Origin of the sequence: Enterobacter sp. SGAir0187 (assembly GCF_002952735.2) — a bacterium.
GTDB classification, from domain to species: Bacteria; Pseudomonadota; Gammaproteobacteria; order Enterobacterales; family Enterobacteriaceae; genus Enterobacter; species Enterobacter quasiroggenkampii.
On record NZ_CP025034.2, the window covers coordinates 916,373 to 936,105 of the forward strand.

General features: G+C 55.9%; 18 protein-coding genes. 9 read left to right on the top strand and 9 right to left on the bottom strand.

All coding sequences use genetic code 11. From position 1 onward, the window contains the following. Positions 1 to 210: 210 nt before the first annotated feature. Positions 211 to 1,266 (top strand): porin OmpA, encoded by a 1,056-nt coding sequence (gene ompA, locus CWR52_RS04530; protein WP_008499928.1) that lies wholly within the window; start codon positions 211 to 213, stop codon positions 1,264 to 1,266. 66 nt (positions 1,267 to 1,332) lie between these two features. Here ompA and matP read toward each other — a convergent pair whose 3' ends face one another. Beyond that, on the bottom strand, positions 1,333 to 1,785 hold the full coding sequence (gene matP, locus CWR52_RS04535; protein WP_008499929.1) for a macrodomain Ter protein MatP: 453 nt from the start codon (positions 1,783 to 1,785) through the stop codon (positions 1,333 to 1,335). A 186-nt stretch (positions 1,786 to 1,971) separates the two neighbouring features. Here matP and CWR52_RS04540 point away from each other — a divergent pair, with 186 nt between their 5' ends. Together CWR52_RS04540 and fabA are read left to right on the top strand one after the other, a co-directional pair. Then, a complete protein-coding gene (locus CWR52_RS04540) occupies positions 1,972 to 3,732 on the top strand; it encodes an AAA family ATPase (protein ID WP_104948965.1) in 1,761 nt (586 codons plus the stop codon). A 68-nt stretch (positions 3,733 to 3,800) separates the two neighbouring features. Continuing rightward, positions 3,801 to 4,319: a 3-hydroxyacyl-[acyl-carrier-protein] dehydratase FabA gene (gene fabA, locus CWR52_RS04545; RefSeq protein ID WP_008499931.1), complete on the top strand. Its 519-nt coding sequence runs from the start codon at positions 3,801 to 3,803 to the stop codon at positions 4,317 to 4,319. Between the two features lie 71 nt (positions 4,320 to 4,390). Here fabA and rmf read toward each other — a convergent pair whose 3' ends face one another. From rmf to rlmKL, 6 genes are all read right to left on the bottom strand, one after another. Next, positions 4,391 to 4,558, bottom strand: a complete 168-nt coding sequence (rmf, locus tag CWR52_RS04550; RefSeq protein WP_013097261.1) for a ribosome modulation factor — start codon at positions 4,556 to 4,558, stop codon at positions 4,391 to 4,393. 255 nt (positions 4,559 to 4,813) lie between these two features. Then, the gene (gene pqiC / locus CWR52_RS04555; protein ID WP_045908366.1) at positions 4,814 to 5,380 is read right to left on the bottom strand and encodes a membrane integrity-associated transporter subunit PqiC; all 567 of its coding nucleotides are present in this window, start codon (positions 5,378 to 5,380) and stop codon (positions 4,814 to 4,816) included. Then, positions 5,377 to 7,017 carry an intermembrane transport protein PqiB gene (gene pqiB / locus CWR52_RS04560; RefSeq protein ID WP_104948966.1) on the bottom strand — a complete coding sequence of 547 codons (1,641 nt, stop codon included), beginning with the start codon at positions 7,015 to 7,017 and terminating at the stop codon, positions 5,377 to 5,379. Before pqiB ends, pqiC begins: the two co-directional genes overlap by 4 nt. A 4-nt stretch (positions 7,018 to 7,021) precedes the next feature. After that, complete coding sequence (gene pqiA / locus CWR52_RS04565) at positions 7,022 to 8,275, bottom strand: membrane integrity-associated transporter subunit PqiA (RefSeq protein ID WP_104948967.1); 1,254 nt, start codon at positions 8,273 to 8,275, stop codon at positions 7,022 to 7,024. A gap of 13 nt (positions 8,276 to 8,288) precedes the next feature. Then, positions 8,289 to 10,196, bottom strand: coding sequence for an ABC transporter ATP-binding protein (locus CWR52_RS04570; RefSeq protein WP_104948968.1), 1,908 nt, complete (start codon positions 10,194 to 10,196; stop codon positions 8,289 to 8,291). 12 nt (positions 10,197 to 10,208) lie between these two features. Then, positions 10,209 to 12,317 (bottom strand): bifunctional 23S rRNA (guanine(2069)-N(7))-methyltransferase RlmK/23S rRNA (guanine(2445)-N(2))-methyltransferase RlmL, encoded by a 2,109-nt coding sequence (rlmKL, locus tag CWR52_RS04575; RefSeq protein ID WP_021240859.1) that lies wholly within the window; start codon positions 12,315 to 12,317, stop codon positions 10,209 to 10,211. Positions 12,318 to 12,415: 98 nt separating this feature from the next. Here rlmKL and CWR52_RS04580 point away from each other — a divergent pair, with 98 nt between their 5' ends. Then, positions 12,416 to 13,525 (top strand): YcbX family protein, encoded by a 1,110-nt coding sequence (locus tag CWR52_RS04580; RefSeq protein WP_104948969.1) that lies wholly within the window; start codon positions 12,416 to 12,418, stop codon positions 13,523 to 13,525. Here CWR52_RS04580 and zapC read toward each other — a convergent pair. After that, the gene (gene zapC / locus CWR52_RS04585) at positions 13,522 to 14,064 is read right to left on the bottom strand and encodes a cell division protein ZapC (protein WP_032651189.1); all 543 of its coding nucleotides are present in this window, start codon (positions 14,062 to 14,064) and stop codon (positions 13,522 to 13,524) included. The two genes, CWR52_RS04580 and zapC, sit on opposite strands and share 4 nt — an antisense overlap. A 166-nt stretch (positions 14,065 to 14,230) precedes the next feature. After that, a complete protein-coding gene (pyrD, locus tag CWR52_RS04590; RefSeq protein WP_023618346.1) occupies positions 14,231 to 15,241 on the bottom strand; it encodes a quinone-dependent dihydroorotate dehydrogenase in 1,011 nt (336 codons plus the stop codon). A 248-nt stretch (positions 15,242 to 15,489) separates the two neighbouring features. Between pyrD and ssuE the strand changes: the two genes are divergently transcribed. Genes ssuE through ssuB form a run of 5 tightly spaced genes read left to right on the top strand, consistent with a single transcriptional unit; the run spans position 15,490 to position 19,730 of the window. Further along, complete coding sequence (ssuE, locus tag CWR52_RS04600) at positions 15,490 to 16,065, top strand: NADPH-dependent FMN reductase (protein WP_008499940.1); 576 nt, start codon at positions 15,490 to 15,492, stop codon at positions 16,063 to 16,065. Next, on the top strand, positions 16,058 to 17,020 hold the full coding sequence (locus tag CWR52_RS04605; RefSeq protein ID WP_104948970.1) for a sulfonate ABC transporter substrate-binding protein: 963 nt from the start codon (positions 16,058 to 16,060) through the stop codon (positions 17,018 to 17,020). Before ssuE ends, CWR52_RS04605 begins: the two co-directional genes overlap by 8 nt. Then, positions 17,017 to 18,162 (top strand): FMNH2-dependent alkanesulfonate monooxygenase, encoded by a 1,146-nt coding sequence (gene ssuD, locus CWR52_RS04610; RefSeq protein ID WP_024907776.1) that lies wholly within the window; start codon positions 17,017 to 17,019, stop codon positions 18,160 to 18,162. The genes CWR52_RS04605 and ssuD overlap by 4 nt, the downstream gene beginning before the upstream one ends. Before the next feature lie 9 nt (positions 18,163 to 18,171). Then, positions 18,172 to 18,963 carry an aliphatic sulfonate ABC transporter permease SsuC gene (gene ssuC, locus CWR52_RS04615; protein WP_104948971.1) on the top strand — a complete coding sequence of 264 codons (792 nt, stop codon included), beginning with the start codon at positions 18,172 to 18,174 and terminating at the stop codon, positions 18,961 to 18,963. Further along, positions 18,960 to 19,730 carry an aliphatic sulfonates ABC transporter ATP-binding protein gene (ssuB, locus tag CWR52_RS04620; protein ID WP_104948972.1) on the top strand — a complete coding sequence of 257 codons (771 nt, stop codon included), beginning with the start codon at positions 18,960 to 18,962 and terminating at the stop codon, positions 19,728 to 19,730. The genes ssuC and ssuB overlap by 4 nt, the downstream gene beginning before the upstream one ends. The last annotated feature ends 3 nt before the right edge of the window (positions 19,731 to 19,733 follow it).

The following is a 19,733-nucleotide window of genomic DNA, read 5'->3' on the forward strand; positions in this document are numbered from 1 at the left end:
GTATACGGAACTTTTTTTTTCATATGCCTGACGGACTTCACACTTGTAAGTTTTCAGCTACGTTGTAGACTTTACATCGCCAGGGGTGCTCGGCCTAAGCCGAAGATATCGGTAGATTTATATTTGACCACGCCCCCCGGTGAAGGATTTAACCGTGATTCTCTCTTGAGACTTTCATGGCGAATTTTGGATGATAACGAGGCGCAAAAAATGAAAAAGACAGCTATCGCGATTGCAGTGGCACTGGCTGGCTTCGCTACCGTAGCGCAGGCCGCTCCGAAAGATAATACCTGGTATGCAGGTGGTAAACTGGGCTGGTCTCAGTTCCACGACACTGGCTGGTACAACAGCAGCCTGAACAATGATGGCCCAACTCACGAGAGCCAGCTTGGTGCAGGTGCGTTCGGTGGCTATCAGGTTAACCCGTATGTTGGTTTTGAAATGGGTTACGACTGGTTAGGTCGTATGCCATACAAAGGCGACACCGTAAACGGCGCTTTCAAAGCACAGGGCGTTCAGCTGACCGCTAAACTGGGTTACCCAGTAACTGACGATCTGGACGTGTACACCCGTCTGGGCGGCATGGTATGGCGCGCTGACTCCAGCAACAGCATCGCTGGCGACGACCATGACACCGGTGTTTCCCCAGTATTCGCTGGTGGCGTTGAGTGGGCTATGACCCGTGACATCGCTACCCGTCTGGAATACCAGTGGGTTAACAACATCGGCGACGGCAACACCGTTGGTGTTCGTCCAGACAACGGCATGCTGAGCGTAGGTGTTTCCTACCGTTTCGGCCAGCAGGAAGAAGCAGCACCAGTTGTTGCTCCAGCGCCGGCTCCAGCTCCAGAAGTACAGACCAAGCACTTCACTCTGAAGTCTGACGTTCTGTTCAACTTCAACAAAGCGACTCTGAAACCAGAAGGCCAGCAGGCACTGGATCAGCTGTACACCCAGCTGAGCAACCTGGATCCTAAAGATGGTTCTGTAGTGGTTCTGGGCTTCACCGACCGTATCGGTTCTGACGCTTACAACCAGAAACTGTCTGAGAAACGTGCTCAGTCTGTTGTTGATTACCTGATCTCTAAAGGTATCCCAGCTAACAAGATCTCCCCACGTGGTATGGGCGAATCTAACCCAGTTACTGGCAACACCTGTGACAACGTGAAAGCTCGCGCTGCACTGATCGACTGCCTGGCTCCAGATCGTCGCGTAGAGATCGAAGTTAAAGGCATCAAAGACGTTGTAACTCAGCCAGCGGCATAAGTTATCGTCTTATAAAAAAACCCCGCAATGCGGGGTTTTTTATTGTCTGAAGAAAAGTAAAAAAATCTACTTCTTACCCAACAGCGCCTGAAGGTCGTTCTTCAGTGTCGACATCTGGTTGGCGTATTTCTCTTTATGTTCTGCATCCTCAATCAGCTGCACGATGGTTTCCGACAGCGTTTTGCCCCGACGTTGTGCCAGCCCGGCCAGGCGCTGCCAGACAACAAATTCCAGGTCGATTGATTTTTTGCGCGTGTGCTGATGCTCAGCATTAAAATGCCGTTTGCGTCGCGCACGGATAGTTTGCTTCATCCGGTTTAACAAGGCAGGATTGATGTGTTTCTCAATCCAGCCGTTAACCTGTACCGGTTCATTTTCGAGGGTCAGCAAAATATCCACGGCTTCTTGTGCAGCGCTGGCTTCGATGTAGCAGGTGATCAGCTCCCCTTCACGGTGCTTTTTGACCAGGTACTTCCATTTCCAGCCGCTTTCGAGATTTTCCAGTTGTTGATATTTCATTGCGATCTCAGTGTTACCACGTAACTCTGTTCAGAATATCAGTTTTTTAGCAATCTGCTGAAAAGAAATCATATCCTGTGAGTGAATGCAGCCAATCGCCCTGTCGAAATCCCCAATCCTGCTTGGGTACAGCCCCCCGCTTACGGTATACTCCACGCTTTTACATCTGACTAAAAAACATCAACTTTGACCATTACGAAACTTGCATGGCGTGACCTTGTTCCGGATACCGAAAGTTATCAGGAATTGTTTGCACAGCCAGATCTCGCAAAAGAACACGAATTCATCCTTAGCGATACGCAGCCCCGTTTGCATTACGCGCTGGAGCAGGCATTAAGCCCCTGGGCAACTGCGCCCTTCATGCTGCTCAAAGCCCCGGAAGAAGCGGAATACCTGACGTTGTTCGGGGATGCCGTGCGTCAGCTAAAGCCGGAAGCGAACGCCGTTTTTGGCGGCCAGTATCGTATTACGGGACATGATGTCACTTTCGAACCGGCGGCGCAGGCTGACGGCCTTTTTGCCGCTAAGGGCGAGGTGATTACCGCGAACTGGGTCGAGGCTGAACAACTCTTTGGTTGTCTGCGCCAGTTTAACGGCGAGCTTTCGCTGCAGCCTGGGCTGGTACATCGCGCAAATGGCGGTGTCCTGATCATCTCGCTGCGTACCCTGCTCTCGCAGCCGCTGCTGTGGATGCGTCTGAAAACCATCGTGCACCAGCAGCGTTTCGACTGGGTCGGCTATGATGAGTCTCGTCCTCTGCCCGTCTCTGTTCCGTCCATGCCGCTGTCGTTAACCGTCGTGTTGACGGGCGACCGTGAGTCGCTGGCGGATTTCCAGGAAATGGAGCCGGAACTGGCTGAGCAGGCGGTATATAGCGAATACGAAGACAATATCCAGATTGCCGATGCCGACGATATGGCGCAGTGGTGTCAGTGGGTGATGGCCGTTGCCGAACGTTTTGCGCTGCCAACGCCTGCGGCTGACGCGTGGCCAGGCCTGATCCGCGAAGCGGTGCGTTATACCGGTGACCAGGAAACGCTGCCACTTTGCCCGCTCTGGATCGGCAAGCAACTGCGTGAAGTGGGTGTGATTAGCGGTAACGGTGCGTTCACCGGAGAACAACTCACCCAGATGCTGGCTCAGCGAGAGTGGCGAGAAGGCTATCTTGCTGACCGTATGCAGGATGAAATTCTGCTGGAACAAATTCTGGTGGAAACCGAAGGCGAACGCGTCGGGCAGATTAACGCCCTGTCGGTGATTGAATTTCCTGGCCATCCGCGCGCGTTCGGGGAGCCGTCCCGTATCAGCTGCGTTGTGCATATTGGCGATGGCGAATTTACCGATATCGAACGCAAAGCCGAGCTGGGCGGAAACATTCACGCCAAAGGCATGATGATCATGCAGGCGTTTTTGATGTCTGAACTGCAGCTTGAGCAACAGATCCCCTTCTCCGCCTCGCTGACGTTTGAGCAGTCCTACAGCGAAGTGGATGGGGATAGCGCCTCTATGGCTGAACTGTGCGCCTTAATCAGCGCCCTGGCGGAAGTGCCCATCAATCAGAACATCGCAATCACCGGTTCGGTGGATCAATTTGGTCGTGCGCAGCCTGTGGGTGGCCTCAACGAGAAAATCGAAGGCTTCTTCTCTATCTGTCAGCAGCGTGGCTTAAACGGCAAGCAGGGTGTGATTATTCCGGCTCCCAACGCACGCCATTTAAGCCTCAGTCAGGAGATCCTGGATGCGGTTGAACAAGAGCAGTTCGCTATCTGGGCCATCGAAGGGATTGAGGATGCACTACCCTTACTGACAAACCTGGTATGGGATGGCGAAGGGCAAACCACCCTGATGCAGACTATCCAGGAGCGCATTGCTCAGGCGACACAGCAGGATGCTCGTCATCGTTATCCATGGCCGTTACGCTGGCTGGGCTGGTTTAGTTCGAACTGATCGGACTTGTTCAGCGTACACGTGTTAGCTATCCTGCGTCCTTCACTAAAATAAGGCTTACTGAGAACATGGTAGATAAACGCGAATCCTATACAAAAGAAGATCTTCTTGCCTCTGGTCGCGGTGAACTGTTTGGCGCGAAAGGCCCACAGTTACCGGCCCCGAACATGCTGATGATGGACCGTGTCGTGAAAATGACCGAAACCGGCGGCAACTTCGATAAGGGTTACGTAGAAGCAGAACTCGATATCAACCCGGACCTGTGGTTCTTCGGTTGCCACTTTATTGGCGATCCGGTAATGCCTGGCTGTCTGGGTCTGGATGCAATGTGGCAGCTGGTTGGCTTCTATCTGGGCTGGCTGGGTGGTGAAGGTAAAGGCCGCGCGCTGGGCGTAGGCGAAGTAAAATTCACCGGCCAGGTTCTGCCTACAGCGAAGAAAGTGACCTATCGTATTCACTTCAAGCGCATCGTTAACCGCCGCCTGATTATGGGCCTGGCAGATGGCGAAGTGCTGGTCGACGGTCGTCTGATCTATAGCGCAAGCGACCTGAAGGTTGGCCTGTTCCAGGACACGTCCGCGTTCTGATCGTGCTTTTTGCACCCCCGGAAAGGCGAAACCTCCGCAATGCGGAGGTTTCTTTTTTAAAAGAGACGTTATCAGGCTATGAGTGCCCTGTCGCCGATGGCTTCTCGCCAGCCTCCAAGCCATTGTGACCTTTGATTTATCGTCTGATAAGGACACATTTCTTTAGAACGTCCAGCGATGCCGGCCTGATAACCACGTTGATGAGCCCGTTCCAGGCGATCTCGTTTCTGTCTCTTCATGCCTCGTTTCCCTCATTCTTTTGTCTGGTGGAAAGAAAACAGTGTCTGCACTATCTGCACAGGCACAGATAACGAATACCCCGAATTAGTCGCATCGTCAATGTTCAAAATTCATACGGGTGTCATATTTGTGAGCTACCTGGAAGATCATTTGTACAAAAATTGTGACGTGGCACAAGTAACGACCTGAAGTGAAAACGAAAAAAAACCGCAATCAGCAACAGACCGATTGCGGTTTTTGATGATGAATTTTACTTATGGCAGCCGGGAAATCTCTCTCGCGATACTGGCCGACTCCTGCGCCCAACCCTGAGCCAGGACTTTCACCATTTCGTCATAGCCATCTTTCTGCTGCTTCAGCTCCAGATGGAAAGGACGCTTAATCAGCTGCCCCTGATGATTCAACAACCACTCCCCGCTGATCACCACTGCACCGTCATAGCGGCCGTGGAAGCCCGTTACGGTGACGTTCAGCGTATCCTGATCGTTACCCAGCGGCTGCGACGCGACAACCCAGCCCGGAAGCTGGCTACCCAGATTGGCCACCAGCGTGTTGCGCAGCTGCTGATCCAGCGGGCTGGCCCACAGGTTGTTGGTCGCAATCACATATTTAACGTCGCTGGTCTGATAGACCACGCCGTTTCCTGCCAGATAATCCGGCACGGCAACCTGCTCAACCCACAGCTGGCGGTTTCCCTGACTCGCCGTGCTTTGCCCGCCGCTGTGGGTCGCCACAGGCAGCTGATAGTAGCTTTTATTCTCTACCCCTGAACTGCACGCCGTTAACAGCAGAGCGCCAACCATCAATAGCCACTTTTTCATTCTTTTGCCCTCTTCGGCTCAGGATCCTTTTTATCTTTCGCTTCGAACACCAGCGCGTTGCTCTTCTCGTTGAGCGTTTTCAGAACAGGCTGCAGTTCACGCAGGACCTGATCAAGACGCTGCATATCTGCCACCATCTTGTTATAGGCTGCTGAGCCCGGCTGGAAGCCCTGCATACTGCGGTTCAGCTCACGCAGCGTTTTCTGCATGTCCTGCGGCAACTGTTGCATGCTCTGGCTCGCCGTGATCTTGTTGATGTTATCCAGCGTGGTTTGCAGGCGCTGCATTGTCTCCTGGCTCTGATGTAACGACCCGGTCGCCGCTTCAATCATCGGATTCAGTGGCAGATTGTTGATCTTATCCAGCGTCTCCATCAGACGCTGCTGGATCTGCGCCAGGCCGCTGCTCACCGTTGGGATGATCTTATAGCCACCGAACTCACGGATACCGGTAATCGGCGGTGCTTTCGGGTAGAAGTCCATATCCACATACAGCGCACCGGTGACCAGGTTGCCGGTTTTCAGCGACCCGCGCAGACCGCGTTCCATCAGCTGGGTGATATGAGTCGCGATATCCTGATTTTCACCAATCTGATTAAGCAGACGCTCCGGTTCAATGCGGATCAGTACCGGAATGCGGTAATCATCATCCAGCACCTGCTGAAGGCCCGGGACGAAGAACGGCACTTGCCCAACCGTACCGAGACGAATGCCGCGGAACTCAACAGGCGCCCCCGGCTGCAGGCCGCGAACGGAGTCTTTAAAGAACATCAGGAAGTCAACGTGATCGGTATAGAGCGCATCCTGAATGCTTTTTTGATCGTCAAAGAGACGGAAGGCGGTGTTCTCTGCGACCGGCTGCCCTAAATCCAGGCCCTCCGGCACGTCAAAACTCACGCCGCCGCCAAACAGCGTGGTCAGCGACCCCATTTCAACGCGCATACCTGCCGAAGTCAGATCCACCGCGATCCCGCTGTCTTTCCAGAAGCGGACGTTGCTGGTGACCAGGCGATCGTTTGGCGCATTGATGAAGAGCTGATAGCTGATCGCGCGTTTCTGCGGATCAAACGTGCTTTTCTCAACCGACCCGACCCGGTAGCCGCGGAACAGAACCGGGTCGCCCGCCGTGAGCTGACCTGCTTTTTTACTGTCGAGGATCACGCGGATACCCTTGGCATCAGGCGGCGCAAGCGGCGGTGAGTCCAGGAGCTGGTAGTTGGCTGGCTGGTTACCCTTAGCGCCGGGCTGCAGCTCAATGTAGGCGCCCGAAAGCAGCGTCCCTAAGCCGCTGATCCCTTCACGTCCCACCTGCGGCTTAACGACCCAGAAAACGGAATCGCCGTGCAGCAGTTTTTCCATGCCGGCATTAAGGCGCGCCTTAATCTCCACATGGGTTAAATCGTCCGTCAGGGTTGCGCTTTCGACCACGCCCACATCCACGCTACGGCTTTTGATGGTCGTTTTGCCACCCTCAATCCCCTCGGCATTGGTGGTTATCAGCGTCACTTCCGGTCCCTGATGGCTGTAATGATAAAACAGGATCCAGGCACCGATCAGCGCAGTCACGATGGGAAAAATCCACACCGGAGACCAGTTTTTGACCTTCTGCACTTTCGCCTCTCCACTCTTATTTTCCATGCTCTTACTCTTCCTCATGGCTTGATTCAGGCTCACGATCCCACGATAAACGAGGGTCGAAGGTCATGGCCGCAAACATGGTCATGATCACGACCAGTGCAAACATTAAAGCCCCCATCGCAGGATAAATACTCATCAAACCGCCCATCCGCACCAGCGCAGAGAGAACGGCGATGACAAACACGTCAATCATTGACCAGCGTCCAACAAACTCGACCACTTCATAAATAAGGTGCATGCGTTCGCTATCGCGTTTCCCATGCCCTTTCGCATCCCAACAGAGCCAGGCGATGGCGATCATTTTTAAGGTGGGCACCATAATACTGGCGATAAAGATGACGCCAGCGACCGGATAGGAACCTTCACCCCAGAGCAGTATCACCCCGGCGAGGATCGTCGAGGGCATTTTGTCACCGAGCAAATCGGTGATCATGATTGGCAGAATATTGGCTGGCAGATACAGCATGACGGACGTGACCAGCAGCGCCATCGTCCACTGCAGGCTATTTTTACGGCGGATGTGCCCCTTTGTTTCGCAGCGCGGACAGACGTCGAGATCGGCGGGCAGCACGGCGGTACAGCACGGGCACGAGCGAAGCCCCTGGCGAATGCCGGGCACCCCGACCTTCACCGTCTGTGAAAGCGTCGGCGCTGGCGCGATATCGTCCCACGCCCAACGCCTGTCCACACACTGGAAGGCGCGCAGCTGCAGAACACAGTACAAACACCAGGGAATAAAGCTGCTGCCAATCCCCACGTCGCCGTATGCCATCAGCTTCACGAAGCTGACCAGAATCCCCGCCAGAAAGATCTCGGCCATCCCCCAGCTTTTGAGCTGAAAAAGAATACGCGCCAGTCGGATTTTCAGCGGTGCCGGCATCCTGACGCGGTTCACCAGCAAAAGGATGACGACCAGGCAAAAAGCCGGGACTATCTGGACAAACAGGAGAAAAAAGGTCCCCAGGCTGGCGTAATCTTCCGAGAACATCACGCCCGGGATTTCAAGCAAATCCACCTGGCTGGTGATCCCCCCCACCTTCATATAGATGAAGGGGAAGAGATTGGAGAGCAGCAGCATAAATAAGGCTGCCAGAGCGTAAGCAGTGGGACGCTGCCGCGGCGCGTCCCACTCGGTTGTCAACGTCGTACCGCAACGTGGACACAGGGCTTTATGACCGTGACCAAGCTCTGGCAACGCCACGAGCATATCGCATTGCGAGCATAAAATATGCCTGTCGGCATGGTGCTGGTCACACATATGTTATCCCTGTTTATGCGCCGTTTTTCAGAGACTCAAGGTACTCCCAGCGCTCAAATGCTTCTTCCAGGGCTTTTTCAGCCGCGGACAGTTCTGACAGTACTTTCTGAGTATAGTCATGCGATTGAGTAAAGAATGACGCATCAGCAACCTGTTTTTGCAGATCCTCAAGCGCGGCTTCCAGCTCTTCAAGACGCTGCGGTAGCCCCTCCAGTTCGCGCTGCAGGTTATAGCTTAGTTTAGCCGAGGTTTTCTTGACAGTTTCTGCTTTTGTTACAGCAGGTTCAGAACTTATTTTGGACTTTGCCTGCTTCGTCGCCAGCGACTGTGCCTGCTGCCCTTTTGCATCGTGATAACCGCCGACATATTGACCAATTCGCCCTTCACCTTCGAAGATCCAGCACTCGGTCACGGTGTTGTCAACGAACTGACGATCGTGGCTGACCAGCATCACGGTACCCTGATAGCCGTCAATCAGCTCTTCGAGTAATTCCAGCGTTTCGACATCCAGATCGTTGGTCGGTTCATCGAGGATCAACAGGTTGCTTGGCTTCAGGAACAGGCGCGCCAGCAGAAGACGGTTTCGCTCACCGCCGGACAGCGCGCGCACCGGCGTCATGGCGCGTTTCGGATGGAACAGGAAGTCCTGCAGGTAGCCCAGCACGTGGCGAGGCTTGCCGTTCACCATCACTTCCTGCTTACCTTCGGCGAGGTTGTCCATCACCGTACGGTCCGGATCCAGCTCCGCGCGGTGCTGGTCGAAGTAGGCGACCTCTAGCTTGGTTCCGCAGTGAATACGTCCGCTGTCGGCCTGCAGCTGGCCCAACATCAGCTTCAGCAGCGTGGTTTTACCGCAGCCGTTCGGGCCAATCAGGGCGATTTTGTCGCCGCGCTGCACCTGCGCGGAGAAATCGTTCACCAGTACTTTACCGTCAACCTGATAGTTGACGTTTTCCATTTCGAAGACAATCTTGCCGGAACGGGACGCCTCTTCCACCTGCATTTTGGCGCTGCCCATCACTTCACGGCGTTCGCTGCGCTCGCGACGCATCGCCTTCAGGGCACGCACGCGGCCTTCGTTACGGGTACGACGGGCTTTGATGCCCTGGCGGATCCAGACCTCTTCCTGCGCCAGCTTGCGGTCGAACTCGGCATTCTGCAGCTCTTCCACGCGCAGGTTTTCTTCTTTCTCCAGCAGATAGGTGTCGTAATCCCCGGGATAGGTGACCAGCTTGCCGCGGTCGAGGTCGACAATGCGCGTCGCCATATTGCGAATAAACGAACGGTCGTGCGAGATAAAGATGATGGTGCCGCTGAAGGTTTTCAGGAAACCTTCCAGCCAGTCGATCGCTTCGATATCCAGGTGGTTGGTCGGTTCGTCCAGCAGCAGCACCTTCGGCCCGCTGACCAGCGCGCGGCCCAGGGCCGCTTTACGCAGCCAGCCGCCGGAGAGCGCCGACAGCTCCATATCGGGTTCCAGACCGAGCTGCGCCAGTACTTCATTAATGCGGTTTTCAAGCTGCCACAGACCGTGGTGATCGAGCATCTCCTGCACTTTCGCCAGTTCGTTGAGGTTTTTGTCGCTCGGATCGGTCATCACCAGATGCGAAATCTCGTGATAGCGCTTCAGGTATTCAGCCTGCTCGGAGATCCCTTCCGCCACGAAATCGTAAACGCTGCCGGTCACGTGACGCGGTGGATCCTGCTGCAGGCGGGAGACAATCAGATCCTGCTCGTAAACAATACGCCCGTCATCCAGCCCCTGTTCGCGGTTAAGGATTTTCATCAGCGTGGATTTACCCGCGCCGTTACGGCCCACCAGACAGACGCGCTCGTTATCTTCGATGTGAAGTTCTGCATTGTCGAGAAGCGGTGAGTCGCTGAAAGAGAGCCACGCGCCGTGCATACTAATTAAAGACATTTATTTTTCCTTTCAGACCGCGGTAATCAACCAGCAGTTATGGATTTGACGGTTACGGGCAAAGTCCTGAGACAGCGTTTTTTGGCTGATTTCTTGTGCTTTCAGTCCCAGGGCTGCTAAGCCGTCATGATCCATACGGAAGCCGCGTTTGTTGTTCGAGAACATAATGGTGCCGCCTTTGCGCAGCAGGCGCTTCAGGTCGGTCATCAGGCGCAGGTGATCGCGTTGTACATCAAAGCTATCTTCCATACGCTTGGAGTTGGAGAAGGTCGGTGGATCGATAAAGATCAGGTCAAACTGCTCGTCGGTGTCGCGCAGCCAGCCCAGCACGTCAGCCTGCATCAGGCGATGCTGACGCCCGGTTAAGCCGTTAAGACGCAGGTTGCGCTCCGCCCACTCCAGATAGGTACGGGACATGTCCACCGTGGTGGTGCTGCGCGCGCCACCCAGACCGGCATGCACGCTGGCGCTGCCGGTATAGGAGAAGAGATTCAGGAAGTCCTTGCCCTTGCTCATCTGGCCCAGCATGCGACGGGCGATACGGTGGTCGAGGAACAGACCGGTATCCAGATAATCGGTCAGGTTGACCCACAGGCGCGCGTTATATTCGCCCACTTCGATAAAGTCGCCCTTCTCGCCCATCTTCTGGTACTGATTTTTGCCTTTCTGACGTTCACGCGTTTTCAGCACCAGCTTGTTTGGCGCAATACCCAGCACGGCGATGGTGGCGGCAATGACGTCCAGCATGCGCTGACGCGCTTTTTGCGCATCAATGGTTTTCGGCGGCGCATATTCCTGAATCACCACCCAGTCCGCGTAGCGGTCAACCGCCACGTTGTATTCCGGCAGGTCGGCATCGTACAGGCGATAGCATTCAATGCCCTCCTGCTTCGCCCACTTCTCAAATTTCTTCAGGTTCTTGCGCAGGCGGTTGGCGTAATCTTCTGCCACGCCGGACGGCTTGCTGTCGGCCGCCTTCTCCGCCAGATGGTAGTTTTTCTGCACGCAGTCCAGCGGGCCGTTTTTCGCTTTAAACTGGCGATCGGCGCGCAGCTGCAGGCAGCTCAGCAGTTCCGGCGAGGCGCTGAACAGAGACAGGTTCCAGCCGCCGAAGTGGTCCTTCATATTGCGGCCAAGCAGGCTGTGCAGGGCAATCAGCGCCGGTTCGCTATCGAGACGTTCGCCGTATGGCGGGTTGCTGATGACGGTACCGTACGGGCCTTTTGGCAGCGGGTTGGTCAGGTTCGCCACGTCTTTCACTTCAAAGGTGACCAGCTCGCCGATACCGGCACGGCGGGCGTTGCTGCGCGCACGCTCAATGACGCGAGGGTCGCTATCGGAGCCGTAGAAATGAGAAGTATATTCCGCAAGCCCCTTACGCGCGCGGGTCTGCGCGTCGTCTTTGACCTCTTTCCAGAGCGCTTCATCGTGCTGCGCCCAGCCCTTGAAGCCCCACTGGCCGCGGTGCAGCCCCGGCGCGCGGTCGGTAGCCAGCATAGCCGCTTCAATCAGCAGGGTACCGGAACCGCACATCGGGTCGAGCAGCGGCGTGCCCGGCTGCCAGCCGGAGCGCATCACAATTGCGGCCGCCAGGGTCTCTTTGATGGGTGCCATACCGGTACGATCGCGGTAGCCGCGCAGGTGCAGGCCCGCGCCGCTCAGATCGAGGGAGATACTCGCCGTGTCGCCGTTCAGCCAGACGTTAATACGCAGATCGGGGTTTTCACGATCGACGTTGGGACGTTCCTTATTTTTACGCGTGAAGCAGTCCACAATGGCGTCTTTTACGCGCAGGGCACCGTACTGGCTGTTGCGGATCTCGTCGTTCACGCCGTTGAAATGCACCGCAAAGGTGGCATTCGGGGTGAAGATCTCTGTCCAGTCGATCATCTGTACGCCGGTATAGAGATCAAGGTCGCTATAGACCTTGCACTCCTTCATCGGTAGCATGATGCGCGACGCCAGGCGGCTCCACATCAGGCTCTGGTAAATAAGCCGCGTGTCGCCCTCAAAATGGACACCACCCTGAACCACCTGGCACTCTTGCGCGCCCAGGCTTTCCAGTTCAGTTTTTAACAGCTCTTCCAGCCCACGGGCCGTACTGGCAAACAGAGAATTCATATCGTCACTTTTACTCTTAGAAAATTGTCGCGCATTATAGCTAATATGGCGTGTATGTCATAAAGTTGAAGGCTTATTTTCATTCGAGGGAGTGTGCAGTGGCGACGTTATCCAGGCTTTTTATTCATCCGGTGAAATCCATGCGCGGCATCGGCGTCTCTCACGCGCTGGCCGACATGAGCGGATTTGCCTTCGATCGTATTTTTATGGTCACCGAGCCTGACGGTACGTTCATTACCGCACGCCAGTTCCCTCAGATGGTTCGTTTTACCCCTTCCCCGCTTCACGACGGTTTGCACCTTACCGCGCCGGACGGTTCCAGCGCGGTGATTCGCTTTGCTGATTTTGCGCCCGTCGATGCGCCAACGGAAGTGTGGGGTAACCATTTTACCGCGCGCATCGCCCCGGATGAGATTAACCGCTGGCTGAGCGGCTTCTTTTCCCGTGACGTGCAGCTGCGCTGGGTTGGGCCTGAACTGATGCGTCGCGTGAAGCGCCACGACGCCGTTCCTCTTTCCTTCGCCGATGGCTTCCCGTTCCTGCTGACCAACGAAGCCTCGCTGCGTGATTTACAAGGCCGCTGCAAAGCCAGCGTTCAGATGGAACAGTTCCGTCCGAACCTGGTGGTGACGGGCGCAGAGGCCTGGGACGAAGATACCTGGAAAGTGATCCGCATTGGCAGCGTCATTTTTGACGTGGTGAAGCCGTGCAGCCGCTGCATTTTCACCACGGTCAGCCCGGAGAAAGGCCAGAAGCACCCTTCCGGCGAACCGTTGAAGACGCTGCAGTCATTCCGCACCGCGCAGGATAATGGCGATGTCGATTTCGGCCAGAACCTGATCCCACGCTCCAGCGGCGCGATCCGCGTAGGCGATGAGGTTGAAATTCTCGCCCGCGGGCCAGCAAGGGTTTACGGCTCGGGTCAGGAAGAGGAGTTTGTCGACGTTGAGACAAACGTCGCCGCTGCGGTAGAGATTCACTGGCAGGGCAACGTGATCCGGGGTAATAACCAGCAGGTGTTGCTTGAGCAGCTGGAACAAGCAGGGATCCGCATCCCCTATTCCTGTCGCGCGGGAATTTGCGGATGCTGCCGCATCAGGCTGGTGGATGGCGAAGTGAGTGCGTTGAAAAAATCGGCAATTGGAAATGACGGCACAATTCTGTGCTGTAGCTGCGTCCCTAAAACGTCCGTACAGCTGGAAGCTTAAACCGCCTGCTCGAGGCTGAAGGCATCCACGCGAAGCTGGGGCTTCAGCCTGTCGTTCATAACCTTAATGGCATCCCCAAGCTGCATTGTCCGCCCGGCAATCGTCACGCCGGGCTGGGCCAGCAAACAGAGCGCGGCATTTTCGCCGGGCTCCACCACCAGCAGGCTCACCTCTTCTGCGGTATCGCTCAGATTGACGCTGGCCGCATCACCCGTTGCCGGGGTCCAGTTCATGCCGTGCGGCAGGAAATGCCAGCTCTTTGGCATTTGCGGTTTCAGAAAACGAATAGCCACCAGCGCATTTAATACCAGCTCGGCACGCTGCTCTTTCGAGAGCACCAGATCGCGACATTTTTCCTCAAAGGAGAAATACAGCGCCGCGTCATCAACGCAAAAGCCTGACGGGGAAAAGGCGTCCGGGGTTAACATTCGGCGGGCAAAACGAGAGCGAAACAACATGCCATTGGCTAAGTCGAGCATCATTCGGTCATGCTCGTCGCAAAAATACCAGCGCCAGTTATCGTCAGGTTTAATTCGCATGTTTCTCTCCCGTCCCCGAAACGTCCTGTACTAAAAATGTCCTGATCGCCGCTTCGTTTATAACACCATTAATAAAAGACTATAATGTCTAAATAAGCAACAGTGACGGAATATAAAACAACCAGGGCTGGAAATAAAGCCCTGGTTGTCTGATTAAGAGAAAAGATTAGATATGAGTAACGATTTCTTTAATCAGCGGCGGCCCTTTAAAAATAAAGCCGGAATAGATTTGCACCAGTGACGCACCCGCTGCCATCTTCTCGCGCGCAGCAATCACCGAGTCAATACCACCGACGCCAATAATCGGCAGACGGCCATTTAATTCCGCAGACAGAGCACGAATAATTTCGGTGCTTTTTAATTGCACCGGACGGCCGCTTAACCCCCCCGCTTCGTCACAGTTTTTCATTCCCTGCACGAGGGAGCGATCGAGGGTGGTATTGGTCGCAATCACACCATCAATATTATGACGAACTAAACTGTCGGCAACCTGGATCAATTCTTCGGCAGAAAGATCCGGCGCGATCTTAACCGCGACCGGAACATATTTATGGTGGATCGACTGGAGTTCATTTTGTTTATTTTTAATGGCACTCAGAAGATCGTCCAGCGCCTCACCATATTGTAAGGATCGCAGCCCCGGGGTATTGGGAGAAGAAATATTCACCGCAATATAACCGGCATAGGCGTAGACTTTTTCCATACAAATCAGATAGTCATCTTTACCCTGCTCGACCGGCGTGTCTTTATTTTTGCCGATATTGATGCCCAGAATTCCGTCGAAGTGGGCTTTTTTAACGTTCTCTACGAGGTGATCAACACCGTGGTTATTGAAGCCCATGCGGTTGATCAGCCCTTCGGCTTCCACCAGTCGGAACAGGCGCGGCTTGTCATTTCCCGGCTGCGGGCGCGGGGTAACGGTGCCGATTTCAATGGAGCCAAAGCCCATCGCGCCCAGGGCATCAATGCACTCGCCGTTTTTGTCCAGACCGGCCGCCAGACCCAGCGGATTTTTAAAGGTCAGCCCCATGCACTGCACAGGTTTTACCGGCACATGCTGGCGCACCAGTGCGGCCAGAGGCGTTCCGGTAATACGACGTAATTGCTGGAATGTCAATTCATGAGCGCGCTCAGGGTCGAGCTGGAAAAGGGCTTTACGAACGAAGGGGTAGTACATGAACTCTCCTGGATTCCCGGTGTGCAAACCGGGAGGGGATTATGGGCGATCCCGGCGCGAAAGGGAATTGACCTGCGGCAAAAAATCAGCGTAAAACGCAATCGTTTACCTCCCCGTCTATTTCTTATGCACTTTTTCGCATTTTAATTGCAGATAAATCATTTAGTGGAATAAACGCGCGGTGTCACACTCCATAAAATTGTTATGAATGTTAGATAAAAGCAAACAATTAGTTATAAGGAGGAAGTATGCGCGTCATTACCCTGGCCGGAAGTCCACGATTCCCGTCGCGCTCCAGCGCCCTGCTGGAATATGCCCGTGAAAAACTGAATGCTCTGGATGTGGAAGTGTGCCACTGGAACCTGCATAACTTCGAACCTGAAGATTTGCTCTACGCCCGTTTCGACAGCCCCGCGCTGAAAACCCTCATTGAACAACTTAACGGCGCGGACGGCCTGATCGTGGCAACGCCGATTTATAAAGCCTCTTTTTCCGGGGCGCTGAAAACCCTGCTCGATCTGCTTCCGGAACGCGCGCTGGACGGAAAGGTGGTGCTGCCGCTGGCAACGGGCGGAACGGTTGCCCATTTACTGGCCGTGGATTACGCCCTGAAGCCGGTGCTGAACGCGCTGAAAGCGCAGGAGATCCTCCACGGCGTTTTCGCCGATGACTCACAGGTTATCGACTATCAGCACAAACCTCACTTTACGCCCAACCTGCAAACCCGCCTCGATAACGCACTGGAAACCTTCTGGCATGCCCTGCATCGCCGGGATATCCAGGCCCCGGCGTTTGGTCAGCCTCAAGGAGTCGCCCATGTTTAAAACCTTAACCCGCATCGGACTGGCCGGTTTGATGGCATTTACCTCGCTGGCCCATGCCGCAGAAACGGCTCCGGACAGCTTACGTATCGGCTATCAGAAAGGCAGCGTCAGCATGGTGCTGGCAAAAAGCCACCAGCTGCTGGAAAAACGCTTCCCGGACACCAAATTCTCCTGGGTGGAGTTCCCTGCTGGCCCGCAGATGCTGGAGGCCCTGAACGTGGGCAGTATCGATCTCGGCAGCACGGGCGATATTCCGCCGATATTTGCCCAGGCGGCGGGAGCGGACCTCGTCTATGTAGGCGTTGAGCCGCCCAAGCCGAAGGCCGAGGTGATCCTGGTGCCTGAAAACAGCGATATTAAAAGTGTCGCCGATCTCAAAGGCCATAAGGTCGCATTCCAGAAAGGTTCCAGCTCACACAACCTGTTGCTGCGTGCCCTGCAAGAGGCCGGGCTCAAGTTCACTGACATTCAGCCTGTTTACCTGACGCCTGCCGACGCGCGCGCCGCGTTCCAGCAGAAGAACGTTGATGCCTGGGCCATCTGGGATCCGTACTACTCCGCCGCATTACTGCAGGGCGGCGTTCGCGTGCTGAAAGACGGCACCACGCTGAAGCAAACCGGCTCGTTCTATCTGGCCGCGCGCCCTTATGCGGAAAAGAACGGCGCATTTATTCAGGGCGTGCTGGATACCTTTACCCAGGCCGATGCCCTGACTCAGAGCCAGCGCCAGGAGAGCATTACCCTGCTGGCGAAAACCATGGGCTTACCTGAGCCGGTGATCGCGAGCTATCTCAACCACCGTCCACCGACCACCATCACGCCCGTGGACGCCCACGTCGCCGCGCTTCAGCAACAAACGGCTGACCTTTTCTATCAAAACCACCTGGTACCGAAACAGGTCACTATTCGCGAACGCATCTGGCAGCCCGCAGGCAAAGAAGGAGCTAAATCATGAGTCTGAATCTTTTCTGGTTTTTACCCACCCACGGTGATGGACACTATCTTGGTACAGAAGAGGGTTCGCGCCCGGTTGACCATGGCTACCTGCAGCAGATTGCGCAGGCAGCAGACCGAATCGGTTTCACCGGGGTGCTGATCCCGACCGGACGGTCATGTGAAGATGCGTGGCTGGTCGCCGCGTCGATGATCCCGGTCACTCAGCGTCTGAAATTCCTGGTTGCGTTACGCCCGAGCGTGGTCTCCCCCACCGTGGCGGCGCGTCAGGCGGCAACGCTGGACAGACTGTCCAACGGCCGCGCCCTGTTTAACCTGGTGACGGGCAGCGATCCGCAGGAGCTGGCGGGCGATGGAGTATTCCTCGACCATACCGAGCGCTATGAAGCCTCCGCCGAGTTCACCCGCGTCTGGCGACGTCTGCTGGAAGGTGAAACCGTCACCTTTGAAGGCAAGCATATTCACGTGCGTGACGCGAAACTCTACTTCCCGCCGGTGCAGCAGCCGCGCCCGCCGCTCTATTTTGGCGGATCGTCGGATGTGGCTCAGGATCTGGCGGCAGAGCAGGTCGATCTCTATCTGACCTGGGGCGAACCGCCTGCGCTGGTGAAAGAAAAAATTGCCCAGGTCCGCGCGAAAGCGGCCGCCCATGGCCGCAAGGTGCGCTTCGGCATTCGCCTGCATGTGATTGTTCGCGAAACCAATGAAGAAGCCTGGCAGGCGGCGGACCGCCTGATCTCGCATCTGGATGATGAAACGATCGCCAGAGCCCAGGCCGCATTTGCCAAAACCGACTCCGTCGGACAGCACCGAATGGCGTCCCTGCACAACGGCAAGCGCGAGAACCTGGAGATCAGCCCGAACCTGTGGGCGGGCGTCGGCCTGGTACGTGGCGGTGCGGGCACAGCGCTGGTCGGCGACGGCCCGACCGTGGCCGCGCGAATTAATGAATACGCCGAGCTGGGCATCGACAGCTTTATTCTCTCCGGCTATCCGCATCTGGAAGAGGCGTACAAGGTGGGCGAGCTGTTATTCCCGCATCTGGATGTCGCCATTCCGGAAATTCCACAGCCGCAGCGGCTTCAGCTTCAGGGTGAAGCCGTGGCGAACGAATTCATTCCACGCAAAGCCGCACAGAGCTAAGGAGTGACCATGTCTGCCACCTCACAAAAATGGCTGCTGCGCGCCGCGCCGTGGTTTTTACCCGTCGGCATTGTGGCGTTCTGGCAGCTCGCATCGTCTACCGGCTGGCTGTCGAGCCGCATTCTGCCCTCTCCGGAGGGCGTTGTAGAAGCGTTCTGGTCGCTGAGCGTTAGCGGAGAGCTGTGGCAGCACCTGGCGATCAGCTCCTGGCGCGCCGTGATCGGGTTTTCCATCGGCGGCAGTATCGGGCTGATCCTGGGCCTGATCAGCGGCCTTTCACGCTGGGGTGAACGGCTGCTGGATACCTCCATCCAGATGCTGCGTAATGTGCCGCATCTGGCGCTGATCCCGCTGGTCATTTTGTGGTTTGGAATTGATGAGAGCGCCAAGATCTTCCTTGTGGCGCTGGGCACGCTGTTCCCGATTTACATCAATACCTGGCACGGCATCCGCAATATCGATCGTGGTCTGGTGGAGATGGCGCGCAGCTACGGCTTATCGGGTTTTTCCCTCTTTATTCATGTGATTCTGCCGGGCGCCCTGCCCTCCATTATGGTCGGCGTGCGTTTTGCGCTCGGCCTGATGTGGCTGACGCTGATTGTGGCGGAAACCATCTCAGCTAACTCCGGGATTGGCTACCTGGCGATGAACGCCCGTGAATTCCTGCAAACGGACGTGGTGGTAGTTGCCATTATCCTTTATGCCCTGCTCGGCAAACTCGCTGACGTCAGCGCCCAGTGGCTGGAGCGCAGCTGGCTGCGCTGGAACCCAGCCTATACCCTCCAGGAGGCGAAAGCATGAATACGGCACGACTGAATCAGGGGACCCCGTTACTGCTGAACGGCGTCACCAAACGCTACGGCGAAAATACCATTCTTAACGGGCTGGATCTGCATATTCCCGCCGGGCAGTTTGTGGCCGTTGTCGGGCGGAGCGGCGGCGGCAAGAGTACGCTGCTACGGCTACTGGCCGGACTGGAAGCCCCCAACGGCGGCGACATTCTGGCAGGGACAACGCCGCTTGCGAATATCCGGGACGATACTCGCATGATGTTCCAGGACGCGCGCCTGCTGCCGTGGAAAACGGTTATCGACAATGTCGGGCTCGGCCTTAAGGGCAGCTGGCGGGATGAAGCCCGTCAGGCGCTGGCCGCCGTTGGGCTGGAAAATCGAGCCGATGAATGGCCTGCTGCCCTTTCGGGTGGACAGAAGCAGCGCGTGGCGCTGGCGCGGGCGTTAATTCACCGTCCGGGACTGCTGTTGCTCGATGAACCGCTGGGTGCGCTCGACGCCCTGACGCGAATCGAAATGCAGGATTTGATTGGATCCCTGTGGCAGGCGCACGGCTTTACGGTACTGCTGGTGACGCATGACGTGAGCGAAGCCGTCGCAATGGCGGACCGGGTGCTGTTAATAGAGGACGGGAAAATCGGTCTGGATCTGACGGTGGATCTTCCGCGGCCTCGTCGCGTGGGTTCGGCAAGACTGGCGGAGCTCGAAGCTGAGGTATTAGATCGAGTGATGAAGCGCGGGAGCATAGAGTTACAGCGAGCTAAGGCTAATGCCTGATGC

Bases quoted from the DNA above. Each gene is read 5' to 3' on its own strand.
- ompA (WP_008499928.1), top strand. From the start codon at position 211: ATGAAAAAGACAGCTATCGCGATTGCAGTGGCACTGGCTGGCTTCGCT.
- matP (WP_008499929.1), bottom strand. From the start codon at position 1,785: ATGAAATATCAACAACTGGAAAATCTCGAAAGCGGCTGGAAATGGAAG.
- fabA (WP_008499931.1), top strand. From the start codon at position 3,801: ATGGTAGATAAACGCGAATCCTATACAAAAGAAGATCTTCTTGCCTCT.
- rmf (WP_013097261.1), bottom strand. From the start codon at position 4,558: ATGAAGAGACAGAAACGAGATCGCCTGGAACGGGCTCATCAACGTGGT.
- pqiC (WP_045908366.1), bottom strand. From the start codon at position 5,380: ATGAAAAAGTGGCTATTGATGGTTGGCGCTCTGCTGTTAACGGCGTGC.
- pqiB (WP_104948966.1), bottom strand. From the start codon at position 7,017: ATGGAAAATAAGAGTGGAGAGGCGAAAGTGCAGAAGGTCAAAAACTGG.
- pqiA (WP_104948967.1), bottom strand. From the start codon at position 8,275: ATGTGTGACCAGCACCATGCCGACAGGCATATTTTATGCTCGCAATGC.
- CWR52_RS04570 (WP_104948968.1), bottom strand. From the start codon at position 10,196: ATGTCTTTAATTAGTATGCACGGCGCGTGGCTCTCTTTCAGCGACTCA.
- rlmKL (WP_021240859.1), bottom strand. From the start codon at position 12,317: ATGAATTCTCTGTTTGCCAGTACGGCCCGTGGGCTGGAAGAGCTGTTA.
- zapC (WP_032651189.1), bottom strand. From the start codon at position 14,064: ATGCGAATTAAACCTGACGATAACTGGCGCTGGTATTTTTGCGACGAG.
- pyrD (WP_023618346.1), bottom strand. From the start codon at position 15,241: ATGTACTACCCCTTCGTTCGTAAAGCCCTTTTCCAGCTCGACCCTGAG.
- ssuE (WP_008499940.1), top strand. From the start codon at position 15,490: ATGCGCGTCATTACCCTGGCCGGAAGTCCACGATTCCCGTCGCGCTCC.
- CWR52_RS04605 (WP_104948970.1), top strand. From the start codon at position 16,058: ATGTTTAAAACCTTAACCCGCATCGGACTGGCCGGTTTGATGGCATTT.
- ssuD (WP_024907776.1), top strand. From the start codon at position 17,017: ATGAGTCTGAATCTTTTCTGGTTTTTACCCACCCACGGTGATGGACAC.
- ssuC (WP_104948971.1), top strand. From the start codon at position 18,172: ATGTCTGCCACCTCACAAAAATGGCTGCTGCGCGCCGCGCCGTGGTTT.
- ssuB (WP_104948972.1), top strand. From the start codon at position 18,960: ATGAATACGGCACGACTGAATCAGGGGACCCCGTTACTGCTGAACGGC.